Below are 19,369 nucleotides of genomic sequence, written 5' to 3'. Positions count from 1 at the left end.
CGGGATGATGACGCAGACGAGCACGACCACGGGCGAGAACACGCCCGACTGGCCTTCGCGCGCCTGGTTCCTGCGGCCGTCGACGTGGACCTGGTTCGGGTTCGGCCTGGTGCTGATGGTCTACGCCGACCTCGCCTGGCGCCGCCGCTGGATGAGCGACGACGGGCTGATCGTGCTGCGGACGGTCCGCCAGATCCTCGCGGGCAACGGGCCGGTGTTCAACATCGGCGAGCGGGTCGAGACCAACACCAGTCCTTTGTGGACGGCGATACTGAGCGTCCTCGGGCTGGTCCCGGGAGTGCCGCTGGAGTGGATCTCCGTGGTCGCCGGCCTGGTCTTCTCGGTCGCCGGGCTGTTCTTCGGCCTGGACGGTGCCCGTCGGCTCTACCAGCCGCTGGCGTTCCACGGGCTCGCGCCCGCCGGTGCCCTGGTGGTCTGCGCGCTGCCGCCGTTCCGCGACTTCGCGACGTCCGGGCTGGAAACCGGCCTGATCACGCTGTGGCTGGGCGGCACCTGGTGGCTGCTCGTCCGCCGCGTGTCCACAATGGACGATCTCCGCGACTGGCCGGTCGCTCTGGTCGCGGGGCTGGGGCCTTTGGTCCGGCCGGATCTCGCGCTCTTCAGTGGCGTCGCCCTGGTGGCGCTGCTCGTACTTCTGCGGCCAGGGCGTCGTCATGCGGTGGGGCTGCTGGCCGTCGCGGCCGCGCTCCCGTTGGCGTATCAAGTTTTCCGGATGGGCTACTACGGTCTTTTGACGCCGAACACCGCGCTGGTCAAGGAAGCGTCGGAGGCGAACTGGACTCGCGGGTGGGCGTATCTGATCGACCTCTTCCAGCCGTACTGGCTCTTGCTCCCGGTGCTCCTGCTCGCCGTTGCCGTCCTCACCATGACGTCCACTATGGACAGGACTTTCGCGGTGCTGACCGCGGTCCCGCTCGTCGGCGCGGTACTGCTTTCGCTGTACGTGATCAGGGTCGGCGGCGATTTCATGCACGGGCGCATGCTGCTCCCGGCGCTGTTCTGCCTGCTGCTGCCCGCGCTGGCGCTGCCGGTGACCAGGGTGAACACCGCGTTCCTGCTGGCCGTCGGCATCTGGGCGCTCGTGGCCGCGGGTTCGCTCCGCCCGTCGTATTCCGCCGAGCCGCGTGCCGTCGGCGTCACCGACGAGCGGTCGTACTGGTCGCGGGCGACCGGGCACGAACATCCGATCCTGGCCGAGGACTACGCCGACCACCCGGCGATGCCGTCGACGCTGGGCGCCATCCAGGGCGTCGAACGCCCGGCGGTGCTGATCCAGGACTACACGACCAGGCGCTGGTACGCGTATCCGACGGACCGGCCGTACGTGACCGTCGCCGCGGACAGCATGGGTGCCCTCGGCCTGCTGATCCCGCTCGAGACGCGACTGCGCGACGGCTACGGCCTCGCCAACCCGTTCGCCGCGCATTCGACGTCGCTCCCCGACGGCCGGACCGGGCACCAGAAATGGCTGCCCCCGGTATGGGAACTGGCGAATTCGGCGCGGCTCCCGATCGCCGAGGGTGGCCCCGTCCGCGCCGAGGACGTCGCCGCCGCGCGGCTGGCGCTCAGCTGCCCGCGAATCGTGGCGATCGACGCTTCGGTACGGGATCCGCTGACGGCGGGACGGTTCGCGGACAACCTCATCGGGTCGTTCGCACGCGGTTCCGTGCGGTTCCCCCGGGTGGCGACGCCGCCGGTCACCTGCGGTTCCTGACCGCCCCGCCGCGTGTCGTCCGTTCAATCACGCGTGATCGTTCTTCAATCACGCGAGTTCCGTCTCTGATCACGCGAGATACGCTTTCGAGCACGCGAGATCGCCGTACTAGCGTGGCGGGTATGGCTGATCTTCCCCTCGCCCTCGTCACCGGCGCCACCCGCGGAATCGGTGCCGCCGTCGCCCGCGCGCTCGCCCCCACCCACCGTTTGCTGCTCGGCGGCCGCGACGCCCACGCGCTCGGTGAACTGGCGGACACGCTGCCCGGCGCTCGGGCCTGGCCGGTCGAGTTGACCGACGCCGAGGCACTGGAAGCGGCCACCGCGGAGTTCGGCGAACTGGACGTACTTGTGCACTCGGCAGGCGTCGCGCGGCTCGGCACCGTCGAGACCGCCACCGACGCCGACTGGCGGGCGAACTTCGAGGTCAACGTCCTCGCGGTCGTCACGCTGACCAGGCAACTCCTGCCCGCGCTGCGTGCCTCGAAAGGGCACGTCGTCGTGATCAACTCGGGCGCCGGTCAGAACGCGCGTCCGGGCTGGGGCCCGTACGCGGCGAGCAAATTCGCCGTCCGCGCCTTCGCCGACGCACTGCGAGACGAAGAAACCACACTGCGGGTGACGTCGATCTACCCCGGCCGCACGGACACCGAGATGCAGCAGACGATCATCGCCGACGAAGGCCGCCCGTACGAGCCGGAACGCTTCCTGCGCCCCGATTCCGTCGCGGCCGCCGTCCTCGCCGCGGTCTCCGCCACCGGTGACGCGCACCCCACCGACGTGACCCTCCGGCCGCGCGGCCTGATCTAACCCTCTTGATCGGCACGCCCACTGCGGTGCCTGGGGGCGCCCGCACCGCGGTGCCTGTTCCCAATGTCGCATTTGAGGCGCTCAGCGACTCAAACTCGGCATTGGCTCACGCGTGCCGACCTTGACCTGTCCTGAAGGCCACCTTTGAGACGCTCAACGTCCCAAAGGTGGCCTTCAAGACATCCGCGACTTCGTCGATGCGACTTCGGGACATTCGCACCTTCGTCGATGCCACGTCGGGACATCCGCGACCTCGCCGAGGTGGCCGTCAGACCTCCGCGCCTTCGCCGAAGCCACGTCAAGCCCCCGGCTCAGCCCCGAAACCGCCGGTTGTCCACACCAGCCTGACCGTTGTGGACAACCCAGCCTCACCAGGCACTTTCCCCCGGCCCCGCCCCCACGGTCCCGATAGACTGGCCTCGGGGCCGCCCCCTGGGACGGGTGGGGGGCTGCGTAGGTGAGTTAAGAGCGCAGCCGCGCAGAGGTTTCGGCTACTTCGGCTTGCACCTTTGTGCGGTCCACGCGCAGGGATTCGCCGTCGCCGACGACCTGTTCGCCCGCCACCCACACGTCGCGCACGCGGCGCGAGCCCGCGGCCCACACCAGGTTCGAGAGCAGCTGCTCGTCGGGGACGTCGAGGCCCGCCGCGAAGGCCGGGTCGTCGAGGTCGACGTGCACCATGTCCGCCCACCGGCCGTTTTCCAGCGCGCCGATGTCGTTCCGGCCCAGCGCTTCCGCGCTTCCGCGGGTGCCGAGCAGGAAAGCGTCGGCCGCGGTCAGCACGGTCGAGTCGCCGGTCGCGAGCCGCGCGAACATCGCCGAGAGCTGCAGTTCTTCCCACAGGTCGATGTCGTCGTTCGACGCCGGGCCGTCCGTGCCCAGCCCGATGGCGACGCCTGCCTTCCGAAGTTCCGTCACTCGTGCGATGCCCGAAGCGAGCTTCGCGTTCGAGCCCGGGCAGTGCGCCACCCCGACCCCGCGCGCGGCGAACAGCGCGATGTCCTCGTCGGAAAGGTGGATGGCGTGCGCGGCCAGCGTCCGGCCCCGCAGCATCCCGACCTTCTCCAGCAGCGCGGGCACCGAGCCGTGCACTTCACGCTGCTTGACGTCTTCGAGCGCCGCCTCGGCCACGTGGATCTGCACCAGCGCGCCGCGTTCCGCCGCCGATTCCGCGGTCGCCCGCAGCGCCTCTTCGTTCAGCATGTACGCCGAGTGCGGACCGTAGCCGACCTCGATCCGCTCGCCGGGGCCGAACCGGAGGCCGTCGGTGTCGATCCAGCGTTCGATGCCCTTCAGCATCGCGCGCCAGTCCATCCCCGGCAGTTCCATGATCGGCGGGCCCAGCACCACCCGGCCACCGGTGGTGAGCACCGCGTCGGCGAGCTGCTCGCTTTCGAAGTACATCTCCGCGCTGGTCGTGACACCGTGCCGCAGCATTTCGACCGAGCCCAGCATCATGCCGGTGCGGATGTCGGCGGGTTTCAGCTTCGCCTCGGCCGGCCAGATGATCTCGGTCAGCCACCGCAGCAGCGGCAGGTCGCCGCCCATTCCGCGCAGCAGCGTCATCGGGCTGTGCGCGTGCGCGTTGACCAGCCCGGGCAGGAGGATGCCGCTCAACCGGGTCACGGGAGCGGACGTTTCGGGAGCCCCTGAGAAGGGGCCGACATGGGTGATGCGCCCCGTCTCGTCCACGTCGACCACGGCGTCACGCAGCAACGAGCAAGCGGGGTCGGCGGGGAGAACGACAGGAGCATGAAAACGGCGTTGCATGACTGGAGCTTACGGACCGTGCTCTTTATCGCGCCGACCGCTATCTCGTCGCAGGAGCGCGACTTCAAGAGAGCAAAAGACCACGGGGCTCTAGTCCACGACCCCGCTGCGCCACGCCCAAGCCGCGATCTCCACCCGGTTCCGCGCACCGACCTTGCCCTGCACGGACGCCAGATGCGTCTTCACCGTCGAAAGCGACAGGAACAGCTCGGCCCCGATCTCGGTGTTCGTCAGCCCCTTCGCGGCCGCCTTGACCACGTCCAGCTCCCGCGCGGTCAGCGGCTCCGAAGGCGGGCTGACATCGCGTTTCACCGTCCCGCCGTCGAAATGCTTCAGCAGCCGCACGGTGATCTGCGGCGACACCAGCGCGTCCCCGCGCGCGGCCGCGCGCACCGCTTCGATCAGCAGCGCGGGCCCGGCGTCCTTCAGCAGGAAACCGCTGGCGCCGTTCCGCAGCGCGGTGTGCACGTACTCGTCGAGATCGAAGGTCGTGACCACGACCACCTTCAGCGGATCGACGACGTCCGGGCCCGCCAGCTGCTTGGTGACCTCGAGCCCGTCGATCCCGGGCATGCGGATGTCCAGCAGGCAGACGTCCGGCCGCAGTTCGCGCGCCTTCGCCACCGCCGAGACGCCGTCCGCCACGTCGGCGACCACTTCGATGTCGTCCTGAGCGTCCAGGATCATCCGGAAGCCGATCCGCACCATGTCCTGGTCGTCGGCGATCAATACCCGGATCACTCTTCTCCTTCAAGTGGTAGCCACGCTTCGACTCGCCAGCCGCCGCCCGGCGCCCGCCCGGCGGAGAGCCGGCCGTGCAGCAGGGCGACGCGTTCGCGCATCCCGATCAGACCGTAGCCGCCCGACCCGCCGGCCGGACGGCCGTGGGGCTCGCGTCCGTCATCGGTCACCTGGAGGTGCAGTTCCGCCCCGGTCACCTCGGCGATCACCAGCGCCTCCTTCGCGCCGGACGCGTGTTTGCCGACGTTCGTCAGCGACTCCTGCACCAGCCGCAACGCCGACCGCCCGACCTCGTGCGGCACGTTCGGCGGCAGCTCGAGCTTCATCGACGTCTTCACACCGTGGTTCGACCGTTCGATCAGCGTCCGCAGGTCGGCGGCGAGATCGGTGGTGGCCTGCTCGCTGAACTCGCTGCTCCCGGCCGGGGCGTCGCCGCGCATACTCCGCACGAGCCGTCGCATCGCCGCGAGCGCCTCCACCCCGGCGTCCTCGATCCGGCCCATCGCTTCGACCGCGACCTGCGGGTTCTTCTCGCCCATCATCTTCGCCGCCTGTGCCTGGACGACGATCCCCGTGACGTGGTGGGCGACGACGTCGTGCAGTTCCCGCGCCAGCGCCATCCGCTCCGACGTCTGCGCGTCGCTGATCGCCGACTGGATGACCTGCGTCCGCTCCGAATCCCGCGAACGCAGCGCCAGGCCGACCGCCACCGAGATACCGAGCAGCAGCACTCCGGCGACCGCGAAGCTGGCGATGTTGTCGGGGTCGGTCATCAGGGTCGGTGTCGGCCGCCCGGTGTTGAGGATGCAGGCGCCCGCCACCACCGCGGACAGCGCGCCGATCCGTGACGTGGCCTTGGCGAGCCCGACCGCGCGGACCAGGGTGATGACCAGCCCCATCCCGGCGACGATCTGCGTCCCCGGCACCCCGCCCGGAGTCGGGTAGTCGTAGCGGAGCCGGAGGAACGGCGTCACCATCGCCGAAAGCAGCATGACCGCGGTGAGCGCGACCATCGCGTCAGCCGGTCGCCGCGGTGCCGCGACCGCGATGACCGCGGCGATGATCGAGCAGACCAGGATGGGCAGTCCGTGCGCCCGGCTGGCGTAGGTGAACGTGAATTCCAGGAGCAGCGCGATGCTCAGCATGCCGATGAGCGGCCATTGGCCCATCACCAGCTTGTTGAGCTTCTGCAGCTTCTCGTAGCGCTTCGGATTCGTCATGCGGTCGCGCCCGGGAATCGCGAAGACCAGCGTGCCGCCCAGCAGGATGCCGCCGAACAGCATCGCCTGCGCCATGGTGCCGCCCGACAGCCCTTCCGTGTACCGGCCGGACACCGCGGTCAAGGTGGCCAGCACCAAGCCGGAGATCACCGCGAACGCGACCCCCGGCCGCGTCCGGCGCGCGGCGTAGAACAGGATCTCCACCCCCGCCACCACCTCGGTGATGGACAGGTTCGCGAGCACACTCGAATAGGTCGGGATGTGGAAGTACCGGACGACCAGCGTGTAACCCACCAGTACGACCGAGGCGGCGACGGCGGCGACAGCGGCGCGTTTCTGCGCCCAGAGCGCGCAGAACACCATCCCGAAGATGGCGGGGAACAGCAGGAGGTCGATGAACCGCGGGCCGGCGTCGTCGAAGGCGGCGTCGGTGATGAAGGCCAGGTCGAACGCGAACGCGGCCAGCAGGATCACCGCGGGCATGCCGATACGGCGCGCGAGCGCACTCGCCCGTGCGGAGAACTTGTTCTGGGATGGACCTGCTGTCACACCGTGACGGTAGAGGATCCGCCACCGTCCGCACCTTGGCCGACCGGCCCGACCCACCTCGGCCGATCGGCCGATACGCGCGTGATCAGCACTGGCCGTCTGCCCGAAGTGGACACAGGTGTTTCACAGCGAAGCTCTTCCCCGAAGCAGAACACCAAGTGACTGACTAGGGAGAATCACGGTGGTAGATCCACAGTGGACAGGGCAGCCGGTGCTTTCGGGCCGTGGGCTGGTGAAGCAGTACGGCACGCAGTACGCGCTGGCCGGGATCGACATCGACATCCAGGCGGGTGACGCGGTCGCCATCGTCGGGCCCTCCGGCTCGGGCAAGACGTCCCTGCTGCACGTGCTCGCCGGGATTCTCCGCGCCGACGCCGGACAGATCTTCCTGGCCGGGCAGCGGGTCGACCAGCTCAACGAGCGCAAACGCAGCGAACTGCGGCGCACCGAGTTCGGCTTCGTGTTCCAGTCCGGCATGCTCGTCGCCGAGCTGAGCGCCGAAGAGAACGTCGCGCTGCCGTCGCTGCTGAGTGGCAAGGGCCGCAAGGAATCCATCGAGGCAGGCCGCGAATGGCTGGCGAAGCTCGGGCTCGCGGGCAAGGAGAAGCGCCGCCCCGGTGAGCTTTCCGGTGGTGAGGCGCAGCGCGTCGCGATCGCACGCGCGTTGACGCACCGGCCGAAGGTGATCTTCGCCGACGAGCCGACCGGCGCGCTCGACACCCGCACCGGCCGCGCCACCATGGACGCGCTGCTCTCCGCGGCCGCCGACAGCGGTGCCGCGGTGATCGTCGTGACGCACGACCGCGAACTCGCCGAAGCCATGCCGCGCACCGTCTCCATCCGCGACGGCCTGATCGCGACGAGGTTGGCTGCTTAATGAACAGCTTCCAGCTGGCCATGCGGGTGCTCCGGGTCGACCGCCGGACCCGCACGTCGGCCATCCTCACCGCGGTCGGGGTCGCCGTCGCGACCAGTCTGGTGCTCCTGCTGGCCTCACTCCCGGGTGCCACGCAGGCCCGCTCACAGCGGGCGATCTGGCAGGACATCTACAGCTACAACAGCGACTCTGGGCAGAGTCAGCGTCCGGCGCCGCTGCTGATGGCGGCGAACAAGGACTACTCGGGCGACCGCGAGATCATCCGCGTCGACATCGCCCAGACCGGCACCGCGCCGATGCTCAGCCTGCCGCCGGGCATCCCGAAGCTGCCGGCCCCCGGCGAGGCGATCGTTTCGCCTGAGCTCGGGAAGCTGATCCAGTCGGTGCCGCAGGCCCAGCTCGGGGAGCGGTTCGGCAAACTCGTCGACGCACTCGGGCCCGACTCACTGATGTATCCGGAACAGCTGGTCGCAGTGGTCGGCCACACCCCGGAGACGATGCCGAAATCGGCGCTCGCCGCGGACGGCTTCCCCAACAAGCAGGCGAAGCCCGACCCGATGCTCGAACTGCTCGCTTGGGTCGGCGTGATCGTCCTGCTCGTGCCGAGCCTGGTGCTCGTCGCGTCCTCGGCCCGGCTCACCGCCGCCCGGCGTGAGCTGCGGATGGCGGCGTTGCGGCTGGCCGGGGCGACGCCAGGCCAGGTGACGAAGATCGTCGCCGCCGAGACCGCGTTGTCCGCGGTCGTCGGCGCCCTGCTCGGCATCCTCGTGGCACCGGCGCTCCAAGGCCTCTCGACGTTCGTTCCGTGGGCAGGCGGAACCTGGCTCGCCTCGGACTTCAGCCTTTCGCTCGGCTCGACCATCGCGGTCGCCGTGGCGATCCCGCTGCTGGTCGTCTTCGCCGGGGTCCTCGGCATCCGCCGCGTGCTGAAGACGCCGCTGTTCGCGGCTTCGGCGCACGCTCGCAAACCACTGCACTGGTGGCGGTTGCTCGCGGTCCCCGTGGCCGGTGCCTTCTTCCTCTTCGCGGTCACCCAGGACGACGCCAGCCTGCCGATGGTCATGTTCGGGCTGTTCCTGCTGGTCGGATCGGCCGCGATCATCGGACCGTGGGTCACCTCGGCGGTGGGCGGCACGTTCGTCCGGATCTGGCGCAAACCGGCCTCGCTGCTGGCCGGGCGCAGGCTCCGTGACGACCCGAAGAGCGCCTACCGCGCCACCGCGGGTGTCGTGCTCGCCGTCTTCACCGGCTCGATGGCGCTCACGCTGCTGCCCACGTTCGAGTCGATGGCGGGCGGTGGACGGACCTTCAAGGACAGCGTCCTCTACGCCGAATCCGACGCGACCCAGGCACAGCGAGTCGCCGCCGAGACCAACGCCTCCCTCGCCCGCAACGGGGTCGCCGAGAAGGCCGTCGCGGTCGGCCAGGTCTACCTGTCGACCGGCGAGCCGGGCACCCGCTCCCAGACGTTGAACCGGGCTTTCGTGATGACCTGCGAGGACGCCACGAAGCTGCTCCGGGTGAACATCGGCGGCACCTGTGGCCCGGAACCCGCGATCTACAGCAGCTACAAGCTCGACCCGGCGGCGTACAACGTGGTGCCGGAGTACGACAAGGCCGGTCCGAAGCTCGGGAACGTCCCGGCGCGCACGTTCCCCGAGTCTGAAGAGGACACGTTCAGCACGATCGTCATCGACCCGGCCCTGGTTCCCGCGGGGGTCACGCTGGAAAGGTTCGACGTGGTCGTGCCGACCACCCCGGCGAACGGCGAGGTCGTGCGGACCGCGCTGGTCGGGGCGGCACCCGGCCAGGAGGTCGGCAGCCGCGGCCTGCACCTGATCGGCCAGCAGCAGGAACTCGGCGACCTGCGCCGGGTCACCGTGATCGGCCTGATCGCCGCCGGGGTGCTCGCCGGCTGCAGCGCTGCCGTGGCGACAGCCGGTTCGGTGATGGACCGCCGCCGCACCTTCGGGGCACTCATCGCGGCAGGCACGCCGGTCCGGGTGCTGGCGAGGGCGCTGCGGATGGAAGCGGCCCTGCCCGCGATGGTGGCCACCATCGGCGCGGGTGCGGTCGGGGTCGGAGTCGGCGTCGGGCTCTACAGCATGGTCGAGAAGGACCCGATCGTGCTGAGCCCGTGGCTGCTGGCGCCCGTGGTGCTGGGAATCGGGGTGGCGTTGCTCGGGGCATCCGTCTCGACCCCGGCGCTCAAGCGGGTGCAGTCGGAGCCGCTCGCCGAGGAGTAAAAGGTTCGCCCGAATGGCGTCATGGCGCCGGGGCGGGCAGGTCTCGTGGGTGGAGTCGGAGGTAACCACCCACGAGCCGGGTGCCCGGTCATCCCTCTGTCGGGGGATGGATGAACGGGCACCGGGGATGCGCAGGGGGCATCCCAAGGCACGGGGGTGTCGAGAAAGGGCCGGTCAAGGACGTGGGGACGTCCCTGACCGGCCCTTTCAGGCGTTTCAGTCGTTCAGAAAATCTAGACGCGCTCGAAGATCAGGTCGTGCGAGATCCGGCCTTCGACGTCGGCGCGGTTCTCGAACTTCGTGATCGGACGCCACTCCGGACGCGGCGCCCAGCCGCCGGGTTCGTCGGCGTGAAAGTTGCGCAGGAGAGGTTCGGCCGAGCAGACCTCCATCATCTGCTCCGCGTAGTTCTCCCAGTCGGTCGCCATGTGGAAGGTCCCGCCCGGCGTGAGCCGCGAAGCCACCAGCGAGACGAACCCGGGCTGCACGATCCGCCGCTTGTGGTGCCGCTTCTTCGGCCACGGGTCCGGGAAGAACAGCCGGACCCCGGACAGCGAGCCCGGTTCGACGTGCGACGTCAGCAGCACGACGGCGTCACCGTGCATCAGCCGGAGGTTTTCCACCCCGAGCTTCTCCGCGCGCAGCATCAGCTGGCCGAGCCCGGGGTCGTACACCTCGACCGCGACGTAGTTGAGCTCCGGCGCGGCGGCCGCGAGCTGGGACGTGGTCTCGCCCATGCCCGAGCCGATCTCCACCATGACCGGGGCCTGCCTGCCGAACCAGTCGCCGAAATCCACCGTGCCTTCGGGCAGTTCGCCGACCGTGCGGCCGAGCGACGGCCAGAGGTCGTCCCAGGCTCGCTGCTGCCCGACGGTCATCCGGCCGCCGCGTTTGACATAACTGACCACGCTGCGCATCCGTGGCTGGTCCTCGTTTTCCACCAGCCCATTAAACGCGGTGGTTAACGGACCGCTTCGAACTCCCCCAGCCGCGAGCGCAGCCCGGCGAATCCGCCGACCGAGATCGGCGGCGGCGTCGTACTGGAATGGGCGGGGAGAACGTCGATCCAGCCGTCGTGACGGCTGGTGTTCAGCACCGTGGTCGGGATCGAATGACCGGAAGCCCCGCGTTCGGAAGGCATGAACTCCCAGTAGCCGGATTCCCCGTCCGCGGCCCACGGGACGAATTCCCAACCGGGACGCCTGCCGAGCAGGCCTGCGATGCGATCTTCGATGCGGAAACCGAGTTCCCGCGATTCGAGCCTGCCTTCCACGACGGCGCGAAGCCACCACGGCGCGGGGATTTCCCCGTGCATTCCACTGGACGCGCGGTACAGCGCGACGACGAGATCTTCGGGCGCGCGGTGTACCCAGGCGCGGCGAATATCGGATGGCCGGGTCGCGGACGCCACCGAGCGGGGCAGTTCGATCGCCTGTGACCATTCGAGGTCGAGCATGGGCTCGAGCCGAGGCTGCATACTTTCCGTGCGGGCTTGCGGGATCGTGCGTTCCACTCCCTGACCGGAATCCACCGTCAAGGATCACCTCCGGGGCCGAGAGCCGAAAAAGGGCTCATCCCGAGCATCGCCCGGTCAGGAACAGTATGTCCGCATCCTGTGAGAGAAGCCACAGGCTCTTAACGTGGACTTAACTCCTTTGGCCGCGGTAAAAGCTCACGCATCCCTTCGATGGGTGATCATCAGCCCGGCCGCATAAACAACCACGCAGATACCGGCGAAATAAGCCAAATAGCCCCACGGCCCCAAGGGCGGCTCGAGTTTCAGCATCGAAACCGTCAGATCCGGCCCGGAAAACTGATTCGCCGCGAAGAACGGCATCCACTGGTAGATGTCGTCGCCGATCTTCGGAATCAGCATGACGAGACCTTCGATCAACTGCGTCCAGACCAACGCGAAGCCGAGGGCGAACGCGGGGCTGCGGAACAGCAGGCCGAGCCCGACGCCGAGCAGCCCGGTCAGCAGGAAGGTCACTCCCTGGCCCGCCACCGCACGCCAGTCCGCGCCCGAGGTCAGCCCCAGGTCGGCGGCCGGTTTGATCAGATACGCGACAGCCCACGAGCCGAAGCCCACCAGCAGCCCGACCAGTCCCGAGAACACCCCGACGACGGCGCCCTTCGCCAGCAGGGCCGGCACTCGGGACGGCACCGCCTGGAAGGTGAGTTTCATCGTGCCCCAGTTGAACTCCGTCGCCGCGGCGAGAATGGCGAGGATCAGCACCACGGTGCGCCCGAGGGCACTGGAGATCTGGGTCGACGTGACGTCGGTCTGCCCCTCCAACGGAACGAAACCGAAGAACAACGCGGTGTAGGCGAGGGCCACCACGACCGCGATGCCGCCGCACCACCAGGGCGCGCGCGTGCTGAGCAGCTTGATCCGTTCCGCGCGGAGCATGTTCGCCGCTGTCATCGGACGACCTCCGGGACTCCGCCGGTGCCGTACTCGACGGCTTCGGCGGTGAGTTGCATGTACGCGTGTTCGAGAGAGCCGGTGAGCGGCTTCAGTTCGTGGAGGGTCGCGCCCGCGGCGAACGCGAGCTCGCCGATGTCGTCGCTGTCCATTTCGGACACGATGAGCGCGCCTTCCTCCTCGCGGAATTCGGCGCCCTTGCCGGTCAGCGCCTCCCTCAGCTCGGGCAGATGCGGGCTGCGGACCCGCACCCCGAGACCCTTCGCGCGGCCGACGAAGTCCTCCATCGTGCCCTGGTAGATCAGCTTCCCGCGACCGATCACGACGAGGTCCTGCGCGGTCTGCGCCATCTCCGGCAGCAGGTGGCTGGACACGAACACGGTGCGGCCTTCGGCGGCGAGCGCGTGCATCAGCCGCCGGATCCACACGATGCCTTCGGGGTCGAGCCCGTTGACCGGTTCGTCGAACAGCAGCACGCGCGGGTCGCCCAGCAGCGACGTCGCGATCCCGAGCCGCTGCGACATCCCGAGCGAGAACTGCCCCGCCCGTTTGCCCGCGACCGACCCCAGCCCGACCAGGTTGAGCACTTCGTCGACGCGTTTGTCGGGCAGGCCGTTGAACGCGGCGATCCAGCGGAGGTGTTCGCGCGCCGTCCGGCCGGGGTGCCGCCAGGTGGCGTCGAGCATGCCGCCGACCGTCCGAAGTGGATCACGCAGCTCGCGGTAGGCCTTGCCGTCGATGGTCACCGAGCCCGACGTGGGGTTGTCGAGCCCGAGCATCATCCGCATCGTGGTGGACTTCCCCGCCCCGTTGGGGCCGAGGAAGCCGGTCACCCGTCCTGCTTCGGCGGTGAAGGAAAGGTCTTCCACGGCGAGCTTGTCGCCGTAGCGTTTCGTGAGTTTGGTGGCCTTGATCATCGGCCCTCCCTCCGGTGGATTCCGACATTACCGAACGTGCCGCCGTGAGGCCCGACGGGAAAGGACCGGGCTGCCCCCCGATAAGGCGGCCCGGTCCTTGTTCCCCTTTTTCTCCCCGTCCGGATCGCCCCGCTCCCCCGAGCCTGACGACCGGCCTTCTCCCCTGTGGAAGTTCTTACGCGTCGCGCTTGTTCGCGACGACCAGCGAGATGGTCAGCAGGATCGCCGCGAAGCCCGCGAAGTAGGCCAGCGCACCGCCCTGGCTCAACGCCGATTCGGCCGCGGCCGATCCCGTGCCGTTGAGGAACCTGTCGGCGACGCGGAACGGCATCCACTCGTAGATGTCCTTGCCGATCCGCGGGATGAGCTGGATCAGGTTCTCCACCGCGAGGGCGTAGATCAGCAGGAGCGAGATGGCGCCGGCGCTGTGCCGGATCAGCACGCCGATGGCGACCGCGATCACCGAGGCGAGTGCGAACACCACGCCCACGCCGGCGACGCCGACCCACTCCACGGTGGTGTTCAGTGCGAGATCTTCCGGCCGCATGACCGAGGCGAGGCCCCAGGCGCCGAACGCGGCGACCTCACCGATCACGAGCGACAGGATCGCGACGACGCCGGTCTTGGCCAGCAGCGCCGAGGTGCGGTTCGGGACGGCCTGGAAGGTGGTCCGGATGGTGCCGAAGCGGTATTCGGTGGTCACCGAAAGCGCGGCGAGCACCATGATCACGGCCATCCCGAAGCCGTAGCCGAACTGGGTCAGGCTCACGTCGGTGAGTTCACCGGCGGGTGCGGCACCGGAGACGATGGCGGCGAAACCGATCACGACCGCCAGTGCGGCCAGCGCGCACCACCAGGGTGAGCGTGTGGTGAACAGCTTGATGCGTTCCACGGCGAGCAGAGTCATGGCGTTTCTTTCCTCGGAAGAGTGGTTGGCTACTGGCCGGCGGCGACCACTTCGGCGGCTTCGGTTTCGAGACCGGTGTGGTACTCGACCGAATCGCCGGTGATCTGCATGAAGGCCTGCTCCAGGGAGCCGGTCTGCGGGCTGAGCTCGTGCAGCACGATCTGGTTGGCCGCGGCGATCTCGCCGATCTTTTCACTGTCCAGACCGGACACGACGAGCGCTTTGCCGTCTTCGGCGACCTGGGCGCTCGCCTGGCTCAGCACGGTGCGCAGGGCGGGCAGCTGCGGCGACCGGACCTTCACCGTGTTCTCGGCGGCCCGCGAAACGAAGTCTTCGGTGGAGGACTGGGAGATCAGCTGCCCCTTGCCGATCACGACCAGCTGGCTCGCGGTCAGCGCCATCTCCGAAAGCAGGTGCGAGGAAACGAACACCGTGCGGCCGTCGTCGGCCAGCCGGTGCATGAACTTGCGGATCCAGAGGATGCCCTCGGGGTCGAGGCCGTTGACCGGCTCGTCGAAGAGGAGGACCTCCGGGTCACCCAGCAGTGCCGCCGCGATCCCCAACCGCTGCGACATGCCGAGGGAGAATCCGCCGGCGCGCTTTCCGGCGACACTGGTGAGCCCGACGGTTTCGAGCACCTCGTCGACCCGCGCCGCCGGGATCTTGTTGGACTTCGCCATCCACTGCAGATGCGCCCGCGCCGACCGGTTGGGGTGCACCCATTTGGCGTCCAGCAGCGCGCCGACCGTCCGCAGCGGCTCCTTGAGCTCGCGGTACAGCTTGCCCCCGATGCGCACCTGGCCCGAGGTCGGATTGTCCAAGCCGAGGATCATCCGCATGGTCGTCGACTTGCCCGCCCCGTTGGGGCCGAGGAATCCGGTGACCTCCCCTCCCGCGACGGAGAAGGACAGGTTGTTCACCGCCAGTGTCTTGCCGTACCGCTTGGTGAGGCCCACTGCCTCGATCATGTCTGCTCCCCTCGGCGACTGCGAAAACAATCGTCGTCCATGTGGGTGGCCGAGCGCGTCATCCTGAGGTGCCAACCTGGTACCCGACCTGAGAAGTAGCTTGCCGTCTCCCGACGTCGTACGCGATCGGTGATACCCCTGAGAGTGACCCTGATTCGCCAGGGTTAATGAACCGTGGTTCAATAATGGCATGGCGAGACCTCGCACCATCACCGACGAACGCCTGCTGGAAGCGGCGGGGACCGTGATCGGCAGGGTCGGCCCCGGTTTCACCCTCGCCCAGGTGGCGGCGGAGGCCGGGGTCGCGGTCGGCACCGTCGCCCAGCGGTTCGGCTCGAAAAACGGCCTCCTCCAGGCGTTGAGCCGGTTGAACACGGAGTCCGTCGTAGGGCTGATGCGGGACTGCGGCGAGCTGGCCGATCCCGTGGAGGCCCTGCGCGCGGCGGTCGTCGTGATCTACGAGGGCTTGGGGACGGCGGAAACCGCGGCGAACCATCTCGGACAGCTCGGAGTGGACCTCGGGGATCCGGAACTGCGTGCCCTGCTGGGTGATCACTTCACCGCCGTGGAAGCGGAATTACGACGGCTGATGCGCGTCGCGGCGCGTGACCTCCCGGGTGCCCCGGGTGCCCCGGGTGTCGTCCGGGCGGCGCGCGTGCTGCTGGGGGTGGCGAACGGGGCCGCGCTGGATTGGTCGATCCGGCCGAAGGGCCGGATCGTCGACCGAATGGGGCAAGACGTGGACGCGGTGCTGACCGCGTGGAAAGGAGTGTCCTGAATGGACCCGGAAAGTGGCCGTCGTCACGGGGGCGACGCGGGGATGCGGCCGGGCGATCGCGGTGGAGCTGGGCAGGCTCGGCTGGACGGTGTTCGTCACCGGCCGTACGACCCGGGACCGGCAGTCGCCGATGAAGCGGTCGGAGACGATCGAGGACACCGCGGAGCTCGTCGACGCGGCGGGTGGCCGGGGGATCCCGGTCCGCACCGACTTCACCGAAGTGTCCGATGTGGACGCGCTGAGGGCGCGGATCGAGTCCGAAGTGGACGGCCGGATCGACCTGCTGGTCGACGACGTCTGGGGCGGAGACCAGTTCGCGGACTTCGACGGGGCGTACTGGGATTCCAGCCTCGACGACGCGCTCACGCTGGTGCACAACGCGCTCGACACGCACCTGATCGCGTTGCACCGGCTGCTGCCGCTGGTCGTGAAACGGGAGGGCGGTCTCGTCATCGAGGTCACCGACGGTGACCATGACGAGTACGTCGGCGCGGGAATCCCGTACTTCCTCGCGAAATGCGGGATCCGCGCGATCGGCAGGGCGCTCGGTGCCGAACTGAAGAAGTACGACTGCGTCGGCATGACCGTCACGCCGGGTTTCCTGCGGTCGGAGGCGATGCTCGACTACTTCGGGATCACCGAGGAGACCTGGCGTGACGCGGTGGGCAAGGCGGCCCCGGTCGACTTCGCCATCTCGGAGACCCCGACGCTGCTCGGCCGGGGCGTCGCGAAGCTGGCGACCGACCCGGAGGTCTCGCGGTTCGCGGGCAAGACGCTGGCGTCGTGGACGCTGATGAACGAGTACGGCCTGACCGACGTCGACGGCTCGCGCCCCGACTTCGGCAAGTGGATGGCCGAAGTCAGGGAGACGGGCAAGGATCCGGAGACGGCGGATCACTCCCTGTACCGCTGACGCCGCGCTAGCCGTGTCGCGAAAGCCACTTTCGGGACGTCAGATGCCCCGAAAGTGGCTTTCGCGACACTCGAACCACCGCCCGGGGGCTACTTCTTCCCGGCCAGCACGTCCAGGTAGTGCTGGTTGACCATGACGCCGAGGACGTTGCCGAACGGGTCGACGACCGCCCCGGTGACGAACCCGGGTCCGCGCTCGATGATCGGCTCGTACTCCTTCGCGCCCTTCTCGAGCAGTTTCGCGAAGGCGTCCTCGACGTTGTCGACGGCCCAGTTCGCGATCGCCCCGCCGGGGCCGGGCTGGGCCAGCGGCGGCCGGTAGTCGCCGCGGACCAGGCCGAACTCGTGCTGGTAGTCGCCGATCCGGAACTCGACGTACGCGGGCGAGCCGTCAGGACCGTTGCGGACGAAGTACGGCTCGATCCCGAAGAGGTCCGAGTACCACTCGATCGCGGCGGTCATGTCGTCGGCGTAGAACGTGGTGGTGGTGAGACCTCGCAGCATGTCCTTCTCCTCAGGTAGTGGCTCCGAAGACAAGGATCCATCGCAAAGTGCTCACCGAATGACCACTTTCCCTGGCGGATTTCAGGTGACCCCGGGACGCGCCAAACCGGTCTCGTAGGCGAGCACCACGGCCTGCACCCGGTCGCGCAGATCCAGTTTGGACAAGATCCGCCCGACGTGCGTCTTCACCGTCGCCTCGGACAGGAACAGTGTCTCGGCGATCTCCAGGTTCGAGAGGCCCTTCGCGATCAGCACGAGCACCTCGCGCTCCCGTTCGGTGAGGACGTCGAGCTCGGTCGCGTCCCGCATCGGCTTTCCGCCGCGGCCGACGAACCGGTCGAGCAGCCGCCGCGTCACCGACGGCGAGACCACGGCGTCGCCCGAAGCGACCGCCCGCAGCGCCGACACCAGGTGATCCGGCTGCGTGTCCTTCAACAGGAACCCGCTCGCCCCGCCCTGCAGCGCCGAATAGACGTACTCGTCCAGGTCGAACGTCGTCATCACGAGCACCCGCGCCGTCCCGGCCTCGACGATCCGCTTCGTCGCCTCGACCCCGTCCAGCACCGGCATCCGGACGTCCATCAGCACGACGTCCGGCCGCAGTTCCTCCGCCATGCGGATGGCCTGCGCACCGTCACCCGCCTCGCCGACGACATCGATGTCCGCCTGCGCGCCCAGGACCATCCGGAACCCGACGCGCATCAATTCCTGGTCGTCGACGACCACCACTCGGATCACGTCGCCAACCTAACCGGGAGCCTCGCGTGCACTTGCCACCCTCCACCGGGAGCGGGTCCGACCTCCAGCGTGCCGCCGAAGACGTTCGCCCGTTCCCTCATTCCGATCAATCCGTTCCCACCGGGGACCGAGAGCTTTCTCGGACCGGCCGGTGCGGCATGTGACGCCGTCTTCGTGGCGGCGGGTACCAGCTGTTTCGCGCGGCCGGCACCGTCGTCGGTGACCCGGACGTCGATCACGTCCTTCTCCCGGCGCACCAGCACCTCCGCCTGCGCGCCCTGGCCGGCGTGTTTCAGCGTGTTCGTCAGCGACTCCTGCACGATCCGGTACACGCCGAGCGAGACACCCGCGGGCAGCCCGTCCAGCGCGTCGGAGCCGATCGCCAGTGTCACCGGCACGCCTGCCTGGCGGATCCGGTCCGCGAGGTCGGTCAGCGCGCTGGCGTCCGGCTGCGGCACCCGCGGCTCGTCGTCATCGTCGCTGCGGAGCACGTCCAGCAGCCGCCTCAGTTCGGCGAGCGCGCCGCGGCCGGTCTCCGAAATCGTCTGCAAGGCCCGTTTCGCCATCTCGGGATTCCCGTCGACCGCGTAGGACGCGCCATCGGCCTGCACGACCATCACGCTCACCGCGTGCGCGACGACGTCGTGCAGCTCACGGGCGATCCGTCCGCGTTCTTCACCGACGGCGATCCTGGTCGCCTGGTCCCGTTCCGTCTCGAGTAGATGCAACCTGGCTTCCACCTCCTCGTGATAGGCGCGCCTCGCGCCCGCGAATTCGCCCAGCGTCCAGCACAGCGCGGCCGAGAAGACGCCGATGATGGCCAGCACCCAGATGTCTTCCGGCGGGTCGACCCACAGCTGGACCCCCGACGTGACGAAGGTGGCCAGCAGGTACAGCAGCCCCTGCTTGCGTCCGACGTACACCAGCACCGAGTAGATGCTGATGATCACCGCGAACGCGCTGGCCGCGCCCAGCTCCAGCGCACCGTGCGGGATGCCGATCAGCAGCAGCAGATACGCCGACCACAGCGGGGCCTTCCGCCGGAAGACCAGCGGGGCGACCATCGCGATGTCCAGCGGAAGCACCACGTACCAGGGCGGCATCGGGACTTCCGGCGTCTCGACCGCCGCCACGAAGAACAGCAGGTCGGTCAGCAACAGGACGACGGCGATGAAACTGTCCCCGGCCATGGGGTGAGCACGCATCCAGAGGCTTAACCGTCGCACCTGGTAACACTATGTCGGCCATGGCCGCTCGCGCGTCGGTCGCCGGT

Annotated in this window: 18 protein-coding genes; 6 read left to right on the top strand and 12 right to left on the bottom strand. The window is 68.9% G+C overall.

Annotated features, from left to right (window positions below):
* The first annotated feature begins 7 nt into the window (after positions 1-7).
* Entirely contained in the window at positions 8-1,735 is a 1,728-nt protein-coding gene (locus HDA45_RS20090) for an arabinofuranosyltransferase AftB family protein (RefSeq protein WP_184897568.1), read from the top strand.
* A gap of 122 nt (positions 1,736-1,857) precedes the next feature.
* Positions 1,858-2,544, top strand: a complete 687-nt coding sequence (locus HDA45_RS20085) for an SDR family oxidoreductase (protein WP_184897566.1) — start codon at positions 1,858-1,860, stop codon at positions 2,542-2,544.
* Between the two features lie 462 nt (positions 2,545-3,006).
* On the opposite strand, the gene HDA45_RS20080 is transcribed toward HDA45_RS20085, so the two are convergent.
* The 3 genes from HDA45_RS20080 to HDA45_RS20070 form a co-directional block, all read right to left on the bottom strand.
* Positions 3,007-4,314 carry an amidohydrolase family protein gene (locus tag HDA45_RS20080; RefSeq protein WP_184897564.1) on the bottom strand — a complete coding sequence of 436 codons (1,308 nt, stop codon included), beginning with the start codon at positions 4,312-4,314 and terminating at the stop codon, positions 3,007-3,009.
* Between the two features lie 90 nt (positions 4,315-4,404).
* On the bottom strand, positions 4,405-5,055 hold the full coding sequence (locus tag HDA45_RS20075; RefSeq protein ID WP_125790766.1) for a response regulator: 651 nt from the start codon (positions 5,053-5,055) through the stop codon (positions 4,405-4,407).
* Complete coding sequence (locus HDA45_RS20070) at positions 5,052-6,824, bottom strand: sensor histidine kinase (protein ID WP_184897562.1); 1,773 nt, start codon at positions 6,822-6,824, stop codon at positions 5,052-5,054. Before HDA45_RS20070 ends, HDA45_RS20075 begins: the two co-directional genes overlap by 4 nt.
* 181 nt (positions 6,825-7,005) lie before the next feature.
* On the opposite strand from HDA45_RS20070, the gene HDA45_RS20065 reads away from it, so the two are divergent.
* The gene (locus HDA45_RS20065) at positions 7,006-7,701 is read left to right on the top strand and encodes an ATP-binding cassette domain-containing protein (RefSeq protein ID WP_184897560.1); all 696 of its coding nucleotides are present in this window, start codon (positions 7,006-7,008) and stop codon (positions 7,699-7,701) included.
* Complete coding sequence (locus tag HDA45_RS20060) at positions 7,701-9,947, top strand: FtsX-like permease family protein (protein ID WP_184897558.1); 2,247 nt, start codon at positions 7,701-7,703, stop codon at positions 9,945-9,947. The genes HDA45_RS20065 and HDA45_RS20060 overlap by 1 nt, the downstream gene beginning before the upstream one ends.
* A 233-nt stretch (positions 9,948-10,180) precedes the next feature.
* Here the strand turns inward: HDA45_RS20060 and trmB are convergent, their stop codons facing one another.
* From trmB to HDA45_RS20030, 6 genes are all read right to left on the bottom strand, one after another.
* The gene (gene trmB, locus HDA45_RS20055; protein WP_221472206.1) at positions 10,181-10,864 is read right to left on the bottom strand and encodes a tRNA (guanosine(46)-N7)-methyltransferase TrmB; all 684 of its coding nucleotides are present in this window, start codon (positions 10,862-10,864) and stop codon (positions 10,181-10,183) included.
* A 44-nt stretch (positions 10,865-10,908) separates the two neighbouring features.
* Complete coding sequence (locus tag HDA45_RS20050) at positions 10,909-11,460, bottom strand: hypothetical protein (RefSeq protein ID WP_184905833.1); 552 nt, start codon at positions 11,458-11,460, stop codon at positions 10,909-10,911.
* 159 nt (positions 11,461-11,619) lie between these two features.
* On the bottom strand, positions 11,620-12,372 hold the full coding sequence (locus HDA45_RS20045; protein ID WP_184897554.1) for a hypothetical protein: 753 nt from the start codon (positions 12,370-12,372) through the stop codon (positions 11,620-11,622).
* Positions 12,369-13,289, bottom strand: coding sequence for an ATP-binding cassette domain-containing protein (locus HDA45_RS20040; protein ID WP_184897552.1), 921 nt, complete (start codon positions 13,287-13,289; stop codon positions 12,369-12,371). Before HDA45_RS20040 ends, HDA45_RS20045 begins: the two co-directional genes overlap by 4 nt.
* A gap of 175 nt (positions 13,290-13,464) precedes the next feature.
* Entirely contained in the window at positions 13,465-14,196 is a 732-nt protein-coding gene (locus tag HDA45_RS20035) for an ABC transporter permease (RefSeq protein WP_184897544.1), read from the bottom strand.
* Positions 14,197-14,225: 29 nt separating this feature from the next.
* Entirely contained in the window at positions 14,226-15,164 is a 939-nt protein-coding gene (locus tag HDA45_RS20030) for an ABC transporter ATP-binding protein (protein WP_184897542.1), read from the bottom strand.
* Between the two features lie 190 nt (positions 15,165-15,354).
* Between HDA45_RS20030 and HDA45_RS20025 the strand changes: the two genes are divergently transcribed.
* Together HDA45_RS20025 and HDA45_RS20020 are read left to right on the top strand one after the other, a co-directional pair.
* Positions 15,355-15,942, top strand: a complete 588-nt coding sequence (locus tag HDA45_RS20025) for a TetR/AcrR family transcriptional regulator (RefSeq protein ID WP_184897540.1) — start codon at positions 15,355-15,357, stop codon at positions 15,940-15,942.
* Positions 15,943-15,955: 13 nt separating this feature from the next.
* Positions 15,956-16,855 (top strand): SDR family NAD(P)-dependent oxidoreductase, encoded by a 900-nt coding sequence (locus tag HDA45_RS20020; protein ID WP_184897538.1) that lies wholly within the window; start codon positions 15,956-15,958, stop codon positions 16,853-16,855.
* A gap of 89 nt (positions 16,856-16,944) precedes the next feature.
* Here the strand turns inward: HDA45_RS20020 and HDA45_RS20015 are convergent, their stop codons facing one another.
* The 3 genes from HDA45_RS20015 to HDA45_RS20005 form a co-directional block, all read right to left on the bottom strand.
* Entirely contained in the window at positions 16,945-17,358 is a 414-nt protein-coding gene (locus HDA45_RS20015) for a VOC family protein (protein WP_184897536.1), read from the bottom strand.
* An 81-nt stretch (positions 17,359-17,439) separates the two neighbouring features.
* Positions 17,440-18,096: a response regulator gene (locus tag HDA45_RS20010; RefSeq protein WP_184897534.1), complete on the bottom strand. Its 657-nt coding sequence runs from the start codon at positions 18,094-18,096 to the stop codon at positions 17,440-17,442.
* Positions 18,093-19,301 (bottom strand): sensor histidine kinase, encoded by a 1,209-nt coding sequence (locus HDA45_RS20005; protein ID WP_425491704.1) that lies wholly within the window; start codon positions 19,299-19,301, stop codon positions 18,093-18,095. Before HDA45_RS20005 ends, HDA45_RS20010 begins: the two co-directional genes overlap by 4 nt.
* Positions 19,302-19,369: the final 68 nt, after the last annotated feature.

The organism is Amycolatopsis umgeniensis, assembly GCF_014205155.1.
In the GTDB taxonomy this organism is placed as follows: Bacteria; Actinomycetota; Actinomycetes; order Mycobacteriales; family Pseudonocardiaceae; genus Amycolatopsis; species Amycolatopsis umgeniensis.
Note: the sequence above shows the minus strand (reverse complement) of the source record. Positions and strands in the feature narration are given on the sequence as shown.

What these genes read in the sequence shown, in the direction of transcription:
- HDA45_RS20015 (WP_184897536.1), bottom strand. Translation starts at nt 17,358, where the DNA reads ATGCTGCGAGGTCTCACCACCACCACGTTCTACGCCGACGACATGACC.
- HDA45_RS20030 (WP_184897542.1), bottom strand. Translation starts at nt 15,164, where the DNA reads ATGATCGAGGCAGTGGGCCTCACCAAGCGGTACGGCAAGACACTGGCG.
- HDA45_RS20045 (WP_184897554.1), bottom strand. Translation starts at nt 12,372, where the DNA reads ATGACAGCGGCGAACATGCTCCGCGCGGAACGGATCAAGCTGCTCAGC.
- HDA45_RS20040 (WP_184897552.1), bottom strand. Translation starts at nt 13,289, where the DNA reads ATGATCAAGGCCACCAAACTCACGAAACGCTACGGCGACAAGCTCGCC.
- HDA45_RS20085 (WP_184897566.1), top strand. Translation starts at nt 1,858, where the DNA reads ATGGCTGATCTTCCCCTCGCCCTCGTCACCGGCGCCACCCGCGGAATC.
- HDA45_RS20035 (WP_184897544.1), bottom strand. Translation starts at nt 14,196, where the DNA reads ATGACTCTGCTCGCCGTGGAACGCATCAAGCTGTTCACCACACGCTCA.
- HDA45_RS20060 (WP_184897558.1), top strand. Translation starts at nt 7,701, where the DNA reads ATGAACAGCTTCCAGCTGGCCATGCGGGTGCTCCGGGTCGACCGCCGG.
- HDA45_RS20025 (WP_184897540.1), top strand. Translation starts at nt 15,355, where the DNA reads ATGGCGAGACCTCGCACCATCACCGACGAACGCCTGCTGGAAGCGGCG.
- HDA45_RS20080 (WP_184897564.1), bottom strand. Translation starts at nt 4,314, where the DNA reads ATGCAACGCCGTTTTCATGCTCCTGTCGTTCTCCCCGCCGACCCCGCT.
- HDA45_RS20090 (WP_184897568.1), top strand. Translation starts at nt 8, where the DNA reads ATGACGCAGACGAGCACGACCACGGGCGAGAACACGCCCGACTGGCCT.
- trmB (WP_221472206.1), bottom strand. Translation starts at nt 10,864, where the DNA reads ATGCGCAGCGTGGTCAGTTATGTCAAACGCGGCGGCCGGATGACCGTC.
- HDA45_RS20005 (WP_425491704.1), bottom strand. Translation starts at nt 19,301, where the DNA reads ATGCGTGCTCACCCCATGGCCGGGGACAGTTTCATCGCCGTCGTCCTG.